The 13,090-nt window shown below is 67.5% G+C and carries 11 protein-coding genes; all 11 read left to right on the forward strand.

The annotated features are described in order from the left end of the window. Positions 1 to 190: 190 nt before the first annotated feature. Positions 191 to 1,897 (forward strand): class I adenylate-forming enzyme family protein, encoded by a 1,707-nt coding sequence (locus NUV79_RS05640; RefSeq protein ID WP_257732086.1) that lies wholly within the window; start codon positions 191 to 193, stop codon positions 1,895 to 1,897. Continuing rightward, complete coding sequence (locus NUV79_RS05645; protein WP_257732087.1) at positions 1,894 to 3,342, forward strand: amidase; 1,449 nt, start codon at positions 1,894 to 1,896, stop codon at positions 3,340 to 3,342. Before NUV79_RS05640 ends, NUV79_RS05645 begins: the two co-directional genes overlap by 4 nt. Next, positions 3,339 to 4,184, forward strand: coding sequence for an amidohydrolase family protein (locus NUV79_RS05650; RefSeq protein WP_257732088.1), 846 nt, complete (start codon positions 3,339 to 3,341; stop codon positions 4,182 to 4,184). Before NUV79_RS05645 ends, NUV79_RS05650 begins: the two co-directional genes overlap by 4 nt. A gap of 119 nt (positions 4,185 to 4,303) precedes the next feature. Next, positions 4,304 to 5,359: an NAD(P)H-dependent flavin oxidoreductase gene (locus NUV79_RS05655; protein WP_257732089.1), complete on the forward strand. Its 1,056-nt coding sequence runs from the start codon at positions 4,304 to 4,306 to the stop codon at positions 5,357 to 5,359. Between the two features lie 94 nt (positions 5,360 to 5,453). Then, positions 5,454 to 6,971, forward strand: a complete 1,518-nt coding sequence (pdxR, locus tag NUV79_RS05660; RefSeq protein ID WP_257732090.1) for a MocR-like pyridoxine biosynthesis transcription factor PdxR — start codon at positions 5,454 to 5,456, stop codon at positions 6,969 to 6,971. A 129-nt stretch (positions 6,972 to 7,100) separates the two neighbouring features. Continuing rightward, on the forward strand, positions 7,101 to 7,874 hold the full coding sequence (locus NUV79_RS05665; protein WP_257732091.1) for an ABC transporter ATP-binding protein: 774 nt from the start codon (positions 7,101 to 7,103) through the stop codon (positions 7,872 to 7,874). 31 nt (positions 7,875 to 7,905) lie between these two features. Further along, entirely contained in the window at positions 7,906 to 8,688 is a 783-nt protein-coding gene (locus NUV79_RS05670) for a transporter substrate-binding domain-containing protein (RefSeq protein WP_257732092.1), read from the forward strand. A 45-nt stretch (positions 8,689 to 8,733) separates the two neighbouring features. Beyond that, positions 8,734 to 9,432, forward strand: coding sequence for an ABC transporter permease (locus tag NUV79_RS05675; protein WP_257732093.1), 699 nt, complete (start codon positions 8,734 to 8,736; stop codon positions 9,430 to 9,432). After that, the gene (locus NUV79_RS05680; RefSeq protein WP_257732094.1) at positions 9,429 to 10,157 is read left to right on the forward strand and encodes an ABC transporter permease; all 729 of its coding nucleotides are present in this window, start codon (positions 9,429 to 9,431) and stop codon (positions 10,155 to 10,157) included. The genes NUV79_RS05675 and NUV79_RS05680 overlap by 4 nt, the downstream gene beginning before the upstream one ends. Beyond that, positions 10,144 to 10,926 (forward strand): inositol monophosphatase family protein, encoded by a 783-nt coding sequence (locus tag NUV79_RS05685; protein ID WP_257732095.1) that lies wholly within the window; start codon positions 10,144 to 10,146, stop codon positions 10,924 to 10,926. The genes NUV79_RS05680 and NUV79_RS05685 overlap by 14 nt, the downstream gene beginning before the upstream one ends. Positions 10,927 to 11,114: 188 nt before the next feature. Then, entirely contained in the window at positions 11,115 to 12,845 is a 1,731-nt protein-coding gene (locus tag NUV79_RS05690; protein WP_257732096.1) for a hypothetical protein, read from the forward strand. Positions 12,846 to 13,090: the final 245 nt, after the last annotated feature.

Consider the following 13,090-nt stretch of genomic DNA (forward strand, 5'->3'; position numbering starts at 1 on the left):
TAGTCAAAAAGAAATTTGCGGCGCCCTGCCGGCAGCGGAATAGTGCGAGCCGGGCCAGACGGAAAACTGGAAAACACGCCAGATACCGGAAATGCCTCGCGATCCCGCCACGCTCTCAATCGCAATCGACCACCGACGGAAAACATAACTTCCAGACCTGTTCGACGCGAACATGCCTTTCGAGATGCCAATGCCGCCCCTGCCCGCCGAGACCGAAACGCCCGTCTGGGCCGATGCCTATGTGGCGCGCCTGGCCGCGCTCGATGTCGAGGCGCGGCATCGCGAGATGGAGCGCTTCAGCTTCCCCCGCAATATCGGCACCTTGCTGCGCGAGGCGGCCACCGAGACGCCGGAGGCGCTCGCCTGGAATTTCTTCGAAACCGGCGAGACGATCACCTATGCCGCGCTCGACAGGGCTGTCGACCGGATGGCGGTGGCGCTCGCCTCCTTCGGCGTGACGCGCGGCATGAAGGTCGGCGTCATGCTGCCGAACTGCCCGCAGATGCCGATCGTCTGGCTTGGGCTGGCAAGGATCGGCGCGGTGATGGTGCCGGTCAACCTGCGCTATACCGGCCGCGAGCTCGCCTATGTGCTCGGCGATGCCGGCGCCGAAGCGTTGGTCATCCATGACGAATGCGGCCCGCAATATCGCGAGGCGGTGGAGGTGGCCGAGGCCGGAAAGTTCCCGCGTCCCGATTACATCCTGCGCATGGCCGCCGAGGAGACGCAGGAGAGCCTGCTGCCACCGGGCGCCATGACGCTTGATGCCCTCGTCGCCTCGGCTCCCGAAGGCGCACGGCATGACGGGCCGGAGCCCGCTCATGACGACCTCATGAACATCCAGTACACCTCGGGCACGACCGGCTTCCCCAAGGGCTGCATGCTGACGCACCGTTATTGGCTCGGCGCCGGCTTCGTGAACGGCTTCCGCGATGCCCGCCGCTTCCGCCGCGTGCTCGCCTCGACGCCGTTCTTCTACATGGACCCGCAATGGCTGCTGCTGCTGTGCTTCTACCAGCGCGGCACGCTCTTCGTCGCGAAGCGCCAGAGCGCCAGCCGCTTCGCCGCATGGCTGCGCGAGCACCGCATCCATTTCTGCCTGTTCCCGGAAATCGTCTTCAAGCAGCCGGAGACGCCCGAAGACGGCAAGACCGAACTGATGCGCGCCAACATCTATGGCCACCGCAAGGAGATCAACGCGGCCCTGCGTAAGCGCTTCAACGCTCCGGCGATGGAGGCCTTCGGCATGACCGAGGTCGGCCCCGGCCTCTATATGCCGCTCGATGCGTTCCACATGGTCGGCTCCGGCTCCTGCGGAATCCCCGCCCCGTTCCGGCAGGCGCGCGTCGTTGACGAAGAAGGTAAGGACGTCCCGCGCGGCGAGATCGGCGAGCTGGTGCTCAAGGGCACCGGCCTGATGCTCGGCTATTACAACCGCCCCGAGGCCAATTGCGACAGCTTCTTCGGCGAATGGTTCCGCACCGGCGATGTCTTCCGCCAGGATGCGGAGGGCTATTTCTACATCGTCGGCCGGCTCAAGGACATGGTGCGGCGCGCCGGCGAGAACATCGCGGCCCGCGAGGTCGAGACCGTCCTGCGCAACATGGACGAGATCGAGGAGGTCGCGGTCGTTCCCGTACCGGACGATCTGCGCGGTGAGGAGGTCAAGGCCTATGTCCTGCCCGCCGCCGGCATCAATGGCAGCGACGAATTGATCGGCCGGATCGCCAGGCATTGCGAGGCCAATCTCGCCGCCTTCAAGATCCCCCGCTACATCGCCTTCGTCGACGACATCCCGCGCACCGCCTCGCAGAAAGTCGCGAAGACGGCCTTGACGGCCGGCGTCGCCGACCTGCGTCTCGGCGCCTTCGACAGGGTGGAAGGAATCTGGCGATGAGCATGCCCCTCTGGAGCCGCAGCGCGGCTGAGCTCCTGCCCGAGCTGCGCTCCGGCGCGCTCAAGGCCGAGACGCTGATGCAGTCCGTGCTCGGCCAGATCGAGGCCCGCAACGGGCCGGTCAACGCCTTCTCCCATGTCGCGACCGAAAGCGCGCTCGCCGACGCTCGCGAGGCCGACCGCAAGCTCGCTGAAGGCGCCGCGCCCGGCCCGCTCCACGGCCTGCCCTTCAGCGTCAAGGACCTCGTCGCCGTCGCCGGCATGCCGCTCGAATACGCCTCGCATGCCTTCGCCGGACAGGTCGCCGATACGGATGCCGAGGCCGTCGCCCGCCTGCGCCGGGCCGGCGCGATCCCCTTCGCGAAATCGACCACCCCGGAATTCGGCCACAAGGTGCTGACCGATTCCCCGCGCCAAGGCATCAGCCGCAATCCCTGGAACACCGATTATAGCTGCGGCGGCTCCAGCGGCGGCGCGGCGATCGCGGCGGCGATGGGCTTCGGCCCGCTGCATCTGACCTCGGACGGCGCCGGTTCCGGCCGCATCCCGGCCTCCTGCTGCGGCATCGTCGGCCTGAAGCCGAGCTGGGGCGCCGTACCCCACGAGACCACGACGGACCTGTTCGGCTCGCTGACCTGCCTCGGCCAGATGGGCCGCACGGTCGCGGATGTCGCGCTGATGTTCAACGCGATGAAGGGCCCCGACCGGCGCGACCCGCTCTCCTTCGGCGGTTCGGCCGAGCCCGCCCGGCTCCCTGATGATCCCGTCGCGACCCTCAAGGGCCTGCGCTTCCGCTATGCGCCGCGGACGCTCAATCGCTGGGTCGCCCCGGCGGTGGAGGCAGCCGTCGGCGAGACGGTCGAGCGCCTGCTGGTGGCCGGCGCCGAGCAAGTAGCGATGCTGGACGATATCGTCTTCGACACGCCCTCAGCCCTCGTGCTGATGCGCGCCTACCAGCATGCCCGCTTCGCTTCACTGCTGGAGGAGCACGGTGAGCGCATGGACCGTACCGCCCGCCTTGGTCTCACCATGCAACCGGACGCGCAGACCTACACGCGCCTCGCCCATGCCCAACGCGCCCGTTCCGATATCTACCGGCAGGTGGAACGTCTCTTCGACGGCGCGGACGTGTTCATCACGCCGACCGTCGCGACGCCGGCCCTGCCAATCGGCCAGCAATCGGACGGCCCGCTGGTCGTCGACGGCGTCGATCACGGCCCGCTGCGCGATGCCTGGTATCCCTACACCATCCCCTACAATGCCAGCGGACACCCCGCCCTCTCCGTGCCCTGCGGCATAAGCCCCGATGGGTTGCCGATCGGCCTCCAGATCGTCGGCCGCTGGCATTCGGAAGCCCAGCTTCTCGCGGTCGCGGCTGCGATCGAAGCCCTGAAACCATGGGCTGCGGCCTGGCCCGCCCTCTCCGGCAAGGAGCAGCATTCGTGATCATCGACTATGGCAGCCGCCCGCCGCTCCCCGCCTTCGGCCCGAAGGGCGCCGAGCATCTCAAGCGCTACCGGCAGGTCTATGCCGCCAGCGAAACCGCGGCCGAGCCGCAGCAGGACCTCGCCGGCTATCTCGCCGAATACGACAAGGCCGGCGTCAGCCATGTCTGCGTCAAGGCGCGCGACCTTGAGACAACCTATGGCTGGCGCATCAGCAACGAGGACGTCGCCGATTTCTGCCGCGAGCAGGGGCCGCGCTTCATCGGCTTTGCCGGCGTGGATCCCAACAAGGGCATGATCGCCGTGCGCGAGCTCGACCATGCCGTGCGGGTGCTCGGCCTGCGCGGACTCAACCTGCAATGCTTCGAGCATCATCTGGGGATCAACGACCGGCGGATGTACCCACTCTATGCCAAATGCATCGAGCTCGACATTCCCGTGAACATCCATTGCTCGATCAATTTCGCGACTTCGACCCTGATGCGCTACGGCCACCCGTCCCTGCTCGACGAGGTGATGGTCGATTTCCCGGAACTGCGGGTCTGCGCCTCGCCGCCGGGCTTCCCCTGGGTGCATGAACTGATCGGCGTCGCCTGGCGCCACCCGAATGTCAGCATCGGCCTCGTCGCCGTCCGGCCGAAATACCTGCAGGTCGCGGGCTCCGGCTACGAGCCGCTGCTGCAATATGGCCGCACCGTCCTGAAGGACCGCATCATCTTCGGCAGCGCCTATCCGCTTGGCCCGATCGCGCGCACCATCGCAGAGATCAGGGCGCTTCCGATCGGCGAGGAGGTGGAGAAGCTCTGGCTCCACGACAACGCCAAGCGCTTCCTGCGACTTTGAGGATCGGTGCCGTCCTGCAGCCGAATCCTGCACTCGGGATGCGCTGAGCTTCGCCTTGGAAACTATTGGCTCACGCCGGACACTGCACGCCAGGCTATCGACTTGCGTGAGGAGCCGTCATGACCAGCACAGCACAATCGCGATTGCTCGCCCTTCTTGGCGTCGAGCTGCCGATCATCCAGGGCCCCTTGGCGGTCGCGACGACGCCGGAGATGGTGATCGCCGTCAGCGAGGCCGGCGGCCTCGGCTCGCTCGCCAGCGCGCAATACGACGAAGCCGGCCTGCGCGCCGCGCTGGACAAGGTGCGGGCCGGCACGAGCCGGCCGATCAACCTGAACTTCTTCTGCCACGTCCCTCCCGCCCCCGCCCCAGAACGGCAGGCGTCCTGGCTCGACCGCCTCTCAGGCTATTATGCCGAAGCCGGGCTCGACCCCGCCATGCCGAAACCTGCGACCGGGCGCACGCCGTTCGACGCGACCTCGGCCGGCGTCGTCGAGGATTACCGGCCGGAGGTGGTCTCCTTCCATTTCGGCCTGCCCGCTCCCGAACTGCTCGAACGGGTGAAGCGAACCGGGGCCAAGGTCATCTCGTCGGCAACCACCGTGACCGAGGCGCGCTGGCTCACCGAGCGCGGTGTCGATGCTGTGATCGCCATGGGGGCAGAGGCCGGCGGTCACCGCGCCAGCTTCCTCACCGACCGGATGTCCGAGCAGGTCGGCACCTTCGCTCTCGTCCCGCAGATCGTCGATGCCGTCTCCGTACCGGTCATCGCGGCCGGCGGTATCGTGGACCGGCGCGGCGTCACCGCCGCCTTCGCGCTGGGCGCTGCCGCCGTACAGGCCGGCACGGCCTATCTGTTCACGCCGGAAGCCGGCATCTCCGCCGTCTACCGCAAGGCGCTGGGCATGGGCGAGCGGCCGACGGCGATCACCAACCTGTTCACCGGCCGGCCGGCGCGCGGCATCGTCAACCGGCTGATGACGGAGGTCGGCCCGCTCTCGGAACTGGCCCCGCCCTTCCCCACCGCGGGTACGATGCTCGGACCGCTGCGCAGCGCCGCGGAGGCGACGGGGCGCGACGATTTCAGCCTGCTCTGGGCCGGACAGGCCTTCCCGCTCGCCAGGCCGATGTCCTCGGCCGAACTCACCCTCGCACTCGCGGGCCGGTCCGATTGACACGATCCAGTCACCGGCGGAGCCTTCGGGAATTCACTTGGAGAATTCGGCATTTGAGTCCATTCGGGAGATCAGGTCAGCCTGCCGAGGGTGAATGGTCAACCTGTTCAACTATCCCGTCTGGAACCTGATCAGGCTCGAACGCGACAGCGACGCCCCGCTCTATGAGCAGATTTTCGCCCGCTTCCGGGCGGGAATCATCGAGGGCGTTCTGCCGCGCGGCACGCGCCTGCCGCCCAGCCGTGCCCTGGCCAAGGAATTGTCGATCGCCCGCAATACCGTGGTGCAAGCCTATGATCGGCTGGAAGCGGAAGGCTATGTCCGGCGTAGCCACGGCTCTGGAACCTTCGTCGACAAGATCCTGCCCGAGGACCACCAGACGCGGGCGAATCCTGCCCCGCCCGCGCCGATTGCGGGCCAGGCCGCCCTGTCGGAGCGGGCGACGCGGCTCCTCGGGTTCAGCCTGCCGGCCGAACGCTCGGAGACGCTGGGTCTCAGCCCCGGCGTGCCAGCTCTCGATGAGTTTCCCTACGAGATCTTCAGCCGGATCGCGGCCCGGCACTGGCGCTCGCGCGCGATCTCGCAGACGGGCTACGGCGTCGGCCATCCGCGCGCCGGCCTGACCCACCAGATCGCGACCTATCTGGCCGAGGCGAGAGGCCTGGCCTGCGCGCCGGAACAGGTCATCGTCATCGGCAGTACGCTCCAGGCGGCGGCGCTCGTCGCCCATGTCCTGCTCGATGCCGGGGACGAGGTCGCGGTCGAGGACCCCGGCCACCTGACCGAGCTTGCCACCTTCGAGCTCAGCGGCCTGCGCATCCGGCCCGTGCCGGTCGACGAGATGGGGCTCGATGCGGCCGCGCTCCCGACGCAAGCCGACGGGCGCGCGCTGCCGAAACTGGTCGTCGTCTCCCCGGTCGAGCAGTTCCCGTTCGGGTGCTCGATGCCGCCGGCACGGAGCCGGGCGCTCCTCGCCTGGGCGCAATCCCATGGCAGCTGGGTGCTGGAGGATGATTTCAACAGCGAGATTCGCTGGTCGGGACAGGCGCAGCCGCCGCTCTTCGCCGCCGACACGCAAGGGCGCGTCATCTATACCAGCTCCTTCAACCGCGCGTTGGCGCCGGGCCTGAGGCTTGCCTATCTCGTCGTGCCACCCCATCTCGTCGAGGCCTTCACGCAGGCGCAGCGCGTCTTCTCGCTCTATGCGCCGCAGCCGGACCAGGCCCTGGTCGCGGCCTTCATGGCGGAAGGACATCTGGCGGCGCATCTGCGGCGGATGCGGGCGATCTACCGGGAACGTTCGCTCCTGCTGGCCGACGGGCTGCAGCAGCGCATCGGCGACCGCTTCGTCATCCCTTATGTCACGGCCGGGCTGCACATGACGATCCGGCCACGCGTCCCGTTCGACGATGTCGCGGCCGCGGCGGCGCTTCTGCGCCGGGGCTTCGACTGCCCGGCCCTGTCGCGGTATTGCCGGGGGCCGGTAAAGCCGGGATTGATCCTCGGCTTCGGCAACACCCGGACCGAAAAGCTGCCGGCATGCGTCGAGGCGGTGGCCGCGGCCATCGATGCCGCCTGCGACGGGGTCGAACGCCCCGCGACTAAGCAATAGGCGCCCGCAGCGTACCCAGCCTGCCGCGCTTTTGGGCTACGGCCGGAACTGGACCCTAGCGAAAGCTCCGAATTGGACCTTGGGGGGCCTCGATCCCCCTCACATTCTGCCGTCAGCAGCGGAGTCCTCATGAACGTCGAACGCAGCACCGTCCTGGAAGTCGAGGGCATCCGGAAGAGCTTCGGGGACCTGGCCGTCCTCAAGGGGCTGGACCTGACGGCCCGCAGCCATGACGTCGTGACGATGATCGGCGCCAGCGGCTCGGGCAAGAGCACCTTCCTGCGCTGCATCAATTTCCTCGAACTGCCGGATGCCGGCACCATCCGCTTCGAGGGCGAGACCGTTCGACTCGCGCAGCAGGGAGCTGGTCGCGGCAAGCTCGACCGCAAGCAGGTCAACCGGATGCGCAGCCGCATCGGCATGGTGTTCCAGAGCTTCAATCTCTGGACCCATCTGACCGTGCTGGAAAACGTCGCGGTGGCACCGATCAAGGTGCTCGGCCTCAGCCGCAAGGAGGCGACGGAGCGCGCCGAGGCCTATCTCGAAAAGGTCGGGCTGATCGAGAAGCGCAATGTCTATCCCGCCCATATCTCCGGCGGGCAGCAGCAGCGCGTCGGGATTGCCCGAGCGCTGGCAATGGAGCCGGCGCTGCTGCTGTTCGACGAGCCGACCTCGGCGCTCGACCCCGAGCTCGTCGGCGAGGTGCTCGCGGTGATGCGCGCGCTCGCCGCCGAGGGGCGCACCATGATCATCGTGACCCACGAGATGGGCTTTGCCCGCGAGATCTCCAGCGAAGTCCTGTTCCTGCACCAGGGTGTCGTCGAGGAGCGCGGCCCGCCCGAGCAGGTCCTCGGCAATCCGCGCTCCGAGCGCTGCCGCGCCTTCCTGCAACGCGTCCTGTGAACCGAGTCGTCACATAAAAGGGGAGAACGACATGCTGAAGCGAATTCTCGTCGCCGCCGGACTGCTCGGCGCCTTCACCGCGGGCGCTGCGGCGAAGGACATCAAGGTCGGCAGCGAATGCACCTACCCGCCGTTCAATTTCCGCGACGCCAAGGGCGAGCTTCAGGGCTTCGACATCGACGTCGCCCGCGAGATCGGCAAGCGCCTGAACGCTAATCTCGTCTTCGTCTGCCAGCAATGGGACGGCATGATCCCGGCGCTGCTCGCCGGCAAGTTCGACCTGATCGTCGCGAGCATGTCGATCACCGACGAGCGCAAGAAGTCGATCGACTTCAGCGTGCCCTACCGCTCCTCGACCGCCCGCTTCGTCGGCGCCAAGACCCTGAACGTCCAGCCGATCGGGGCCGACGGCAAGCCTGACCCGAAGGCGCTCGCCGGCAAGACGGTCGGACTCCAGCGCTCCTCGACCTACGAGCAGTTCATGACCAAGGAATTCCCCGGCGTGAAGCTCGCGCAGTACGACACGGTCGATAACCTGCTGCTCGACCTGCAATCGGGCCGGATCGACCTCGCCTTCGCCGGGCCGATCAAGCTCGACGGCGATTTCCTGCAGAAGCCGCGCGGCGAGAAATTCCATTTCGTCGGCCCCGAGATCAACAACATCGCCCTGTTCGGCCCCGGCGTCGGCGTGGCGCTCCGCAAGGAGGACAGCGCGCTCCGTGACCAGATCGACGCGGCGCTGAACGCCTCGTTCAAGGACGGTTCCTTCAAGGCCATCAACGATCGCTACTGGTCGTTCAGCGTCCTGCCCTGATCGCGCGACGCGGCAGCGGACCCGAGAGCGGCGGAGGTCGTGGCGATGGATGTCCTGATGGGCTGGGGCGGCCAGCTCCTGCACGGTACGCTGGTGACCCTGGAAGTCGCCTTCGCCGCGCTGGCGCTCGGGCTCGTCTGGGGCATCCTCGGCGCGCTCGCCCAGCTCTCGCGCTGGTGGGCGGTCCGGCAGTTCGGCTTCTTCTTCACCCTGGTGATGCGCGGCACGCCGGAGCTTCTGATCATCCTGATCATCTATTTCGGCGGCTCGGTCACGCTGACCGGGCTCGCCAAGTCGATCGGGATGGCGGCTGGCTTCGTCGAAATCCCCGCCTTCGCAGCCGGCGTCTTCGCGCTCAGCCTCGTCTTCGGCGGCTATGCGGCGGAGGTGCTGCGCGGCGCCTTTCTTGCCATTCCGAAAGGCCAGATCGAGGCAGCGGAGGCCTTCGGCTTCTCCTGGTGGGATGCCTTCACGACGGTGCGCCTCCCGCAGATCTGGCGCTTCGCCCTGCCGGGACTCGGCAATAACTGGATCTCGCTGATCAAGGACACTTCGCTCGTCTCGGTCGTCGGGCTGGAGGAGATCATGCGCGTCAGCGGCATGGCGACCGCGGTCACCGGCGAGCCGTTCCGCTTCTACCTGATCGCGGCGATCATCTTCTACGCGCTGACCACCAGCAACGGGCTCATCGTCGCGAAACTGGAACGCCGCGCCAGCCGCGGCGAACGGGAGCTGGCGCGATGAACCCGGCCCTGATGATCGAAAGCCTGCCCGCCCTGATCGAGGGCACCTGGCTCAGCCTGCAGCTCCTGACGGCAGCCATCGTGTTCGGGCTGGCTCTGGCCGTGCCGATGGCGATCGCCAGGCTCGAAGCGCCGCTACCGGTGCGCGCGGCGATCGCCTTCTACATCTCGTTCTTCCGGGGCACGCCGCTCCTGGTCCAGATCTTCCTGGTCTATTACGGCCTGTCGCAGTTCGATTTCATCCGCGAGAGCGCGCTCTGGCCCTTCATCCGGGAGCCATGGTTCTGCGCGGTCCTGACCTTCGCGCTGCATACCGCGGCCTATACGGCGAACATCCTGCGCGGCGCCATCCAGGCGGTGCCGGCCGGTGAAATCGAGGCGGCTCATGCCTGCGGCATGTCCGGCGCGATGGCCTATCGCGTCATCATCCTGCCGCGCGCCTTCCGGCTCGCTCTTCCGGCCTATGCCAACGAAATCGTCAGCATGCTCAAGGCGACGTCGCTGGCGAGCACCATCACGCTCATGGAGTTGACCGGCACCGCCAACACGATCGTGGCGCGCACCTTCGCGCCCTATGAGCTCTTCGTCACCGCCGCCGCGATCTACCTCGTCATCGCCGCCATCCTGACCGCAGCCTTGCGAGCCCTCGAATACCGGCTCGCCAGACACCAGCGCCCGCTCGCCACGACGGCGGTGACCGCCGGAGATACCCATGTCCAAGCCTGACATCCATGCCTTCGCCGGCTTCGCCCAGCGGCTCGCCGATCTCAGCGGCGCGATCATCCGCGAGGCCATCGCCAAGGGGCGCAGCTTCGACACCAAGGCCGATCGCAGCCCGGTCACCGAGATCGACCGCCGCGTCGAGGACCGCCTCCGCCGCGAGCTCGCAAGCTCTCATCCCGATCACGGCATTCTCGGCGAGGAGTACGAATCCATCGGCCTCGACCGCGACTTCGTCTGGATCATCGATCCGATCGACGGCACCAAGGCCTTCATCACGGGCATCCCGACCTTCGGCACGCTGATCGCGTTGGCCTACAAGGGCACGCCGATCCTCGGCGTCATCGACAATCCCGTCACGGCCGAGCGCTGGATCGGCGGTGACGGCCTGCCGACGCGGCGCAATAGCGAGGTGGTGCAGACCCGGAAAGCAGCCTCGCTCGCCGACGCCATCCTCGGCAACGGCAATCCCGAGCCCTTTGATGCCGGCGAGCGCGCCGCCTTCGAGCGGCTGCGCAGCGACACGAAATGGTGCGTCTATGGCGGTGGCTGCCATGCCTATGGCCGCGTCTCCGACGGCGCGCTCGACATCAGCATCGATGGTGGGCTCGACCCGTTCGACTACTGCGCGCTGACCCCGATCGTGCGCAATGCCGGCGGCGCGATCACCGACTGGCAGGGCCGCGAGCTGACGATCCATTCCGGCCATCGCTGTGTCGTGGCGAGCGGCAGCCCCGCCTTGCACGCGGAGGTTCTTGGCCGGCTGGCGCATTGACGGCGACGGCGCGCCTGCACTGCCCCGTCGCGTCGCCGCTGGAAAACCGGCGCGCGAACAAATGAGATGGCCAGCCCAATGCCGGGATTCTGAGCCAATCCGCATTCCCTCCGGTATTGCTAGCGTACCCCGAGGACTTGGGGCGCGGCGCTCTTCTCGGCGACGGCAGCAACAGGAGCGGCGGCGATATGACCTTCGACTGGAGCCTTGGATCGGAGGCCTCCGCCTGGGCCGCTTCGACCGCTCGGCTCGATGATTTCCGGCCGCTGCTTCCGGCCGAAGAGGAGATCGTCGCCAAACTTCAGTCCGGCAATTTCGACAAGCTCGGCGACGGTATTCTGCCCGTGGAACGGAGCCCGGAACGGGTGGTTCGGGCCGGCTTCCTGCGCTTCCTGATCCTCGGCGGCGAGGCCGGCTGCCGGCCCCATGAGAAGGGCGTGCTCGTTCGCGGCGCCTGGATCATCGACGTGCTCGACCTCGAGGCCTGCCGCGTGTTCCGCGATATCGGCCTGAACGATTGCCATTTCGAGGCCACGCCGATCCTGCGCGCGGCCATCATCAACCGGCTGTTCCTCGACGGCTCGCGCCTTCCCGGCCTCCAGGCCGAGCGACTGGAGGCTCGCGGCGGAATCTATCTGCGTGGCGCGGAGGTCGAAGGGACCATCAATCTCGACCAGGCGCGCCTCGGCGGAAACCTCCAATGCGACGGCGCCGCGATCCGCAGCCGCGGCGACTACGCCGTGCTGGGGCGGAGCCTCGAAGTGCGCAACGTGCTCCTGCGCGGCGCGACGCTGCGCGGCGGCATCAGCCTGTCGGGCGCCGTGCTCGCTGCCGATCTCGACATCGCCGGTGCGACCGTCGTCGCGTTCGAGCGCATGGCGCTCGATGCCGGAGAGATGGCCTGCCATGGCAGCGTGGTCCTGCGCAGCGCCCGCATCACCGGAGAGGTGAAGCTCACCGCATCCGAGATATCCGGCGACCTAGACTGCTCCGGCACGATTGTCGACAACCCCGGCGAAGCCGCCATTGAGGCCAGTCGGGTAGCCGTCCGCGGTGCGTTCTTCCTGCGTCGAGAGGCCCGCCTCGACGGCACGCTGGCGCTGACCGGAGCCTCGATCGGCACGATCCATGACGAGGCCGCCTGCTGGCCGAAGCCCGGCGATCTCATGCTCAATCGCTGCCGTTACGGCGCCTTCATCGATGCGCCGGTCGATGCCGACAGCCGGCTGGACTGGCTGGCGCGCCAGACGCCCGCGCGCTGGGGCGAGGATTTCTGGCCGCAGCCCTATGAGCAGCTCGCCACCGTCTTCCGCGAGATGGGCTATGGCGAGGATGCCGCTTCGGTGCTCGCCATCAAGGAGCGTCTGCAGCGGCGGGCCCGCCGCGCGCGTGCCGAGAATCCGATCTGGCGGGCGCTGCTCTTTGTATCCGACGGCATCCTCGGCATCACCGTCGGCTATGGCCGCAGGCCGCTTTTCGCCCTTCTCTGGCTTGCCTTCTTCTGGCTGACGGGGACCGCGGTCTTCACCTATGCCGAACGGCAAGGCGCGGTGATGCCCAACAGCGCCGTCGTGCTGCGCGCGCCGGAATGGACCTTGTGCGGCATCGAGCGGGGCGATCAGAGATCGTTGCTCGCCAGCGGGGTGTCGCAAGGACTCGCGACACCGGGGCAGACCCAGCTCGCCTGCTTCCGCGATCGTTGGGAGGCGTCGAGCTTTCCTGCCTTCAAACCCTGGGCCTATTCGCTCGACACGCTCCTCCCCGTCCTCGACATGGGACAGCGCAGCTTCTGGCGGCCGAACCCGACGAAGCCCGGCGGACGTCTCGCGATCAACTATTTCTACTTCCAGTCGGTCGTCGGCTGGGCCTTGAGCCTGCTGGCCGTCGCAGGCTTTTCGGGCCTGGTGAAATCGTCTTGATCGAGCTGTCTCCCGAACCAGCAGCGGGCGTGCATCGAAACCAAAAAGGCGGCAACCGGCCGTCGTCATCGCCCATGCGGGTCTCACATTTTGGGACAAGCGGCGCAGCGTCTGGGATTCCCTGCCGATGTCCTTTCCCCAGAGGGACTTAAGGTCGTCACCAGAATTCGGGATTCTGTTTGCGCCCATGTGAAGCCGGGGGCCGGCTCAGGTTGCGCGCCTGAATAGCGAAGACTCTGGCGTGA

Origin of the sequence: Allobosea sp. 47.2.35, assembly GCF_024655635.1 — a bacterium.
Classification (GTDB): Bacteria; Pseudomonadota; Alphaproteobacteria; order Rhizobiales; family Beijerinckiaceae; genus Allobosea.

Excerpts from the sequence above, each read along its gene's own strand:
- NUV79_RS05640 (WP_257732086.1), top strand. The coding sequence starts at position 191 with ATGCCGCCCCTGCCCGCCGAGACCGAAACGCCCGTCTGGGCCGATGCC.
- NUV79_RS05645 (WP_257732087.1), top strand. The coding sequence starts at position 1,894 with ATGAGCATGCCCCTCTGGAGCCGCAGCGCGGCTGAGCTCCTGCCCGAG.
- NUV79_RS05655 (WP_257732089.1), top strand. The coding sequence starts at position 4,304 with ATGACCAGCACAGCACAATCGCGATTGCTCGCCCTTCTTGGCGTCGAG.
- pdxR (WP_257732090.1), top strand. The coding sequence starts at position 5,454 with ATGGTCAACCTGTTCAACTATCCCGTCTGGAACCTGATCAGGCTCGAA.
- NUV79_RS05665 (WP_257732091.1), top strand. The coding sequence starts at position 7,101 with ATGAACGTCGAACGCAGCACCGTCCTGGAAGTCGAGGGCATCCGGAAG.
- NUV79_RS05670 (WP_257732092.1), top strand. The coding sequence starts at position 7,906 with ATGCTGAAGCGAATTCTCGTCGCCGCCGGACTGCTCGGCGCCTTCACC.
- NUV79_RS05675 (WP_257732093.1), top strand. The coding sequence starts at position 8,734 with ATGGATGTCCTGATGGGCTGGGGCGGCCAGCTCCTGCACGGTACGCTG.
- NUV79_RS05680 (WP_257732094.1), top strand. The coding sequence starts at position 9,429 with ATGAACCCGGCCCTGATGATCGAAAGCCTGCCCGCCCTGATCGAGGGC.
- NUV79_RS05685 (WP_257732095.1), top strand. The coding sequence starts at position 10,144 with ATGTCCAAGCCTGACATCCATGCCTTCGCCGGCTTCGCCCAGCGGCTC.
- NUV79_RS05690 (WP_257732096.1), top strand. The coding sequence starts at position 11,115 with ATGACCTTCGACTGGAGCCTTGGATCGGAGGCCTCCGCCTGGGCCGCT.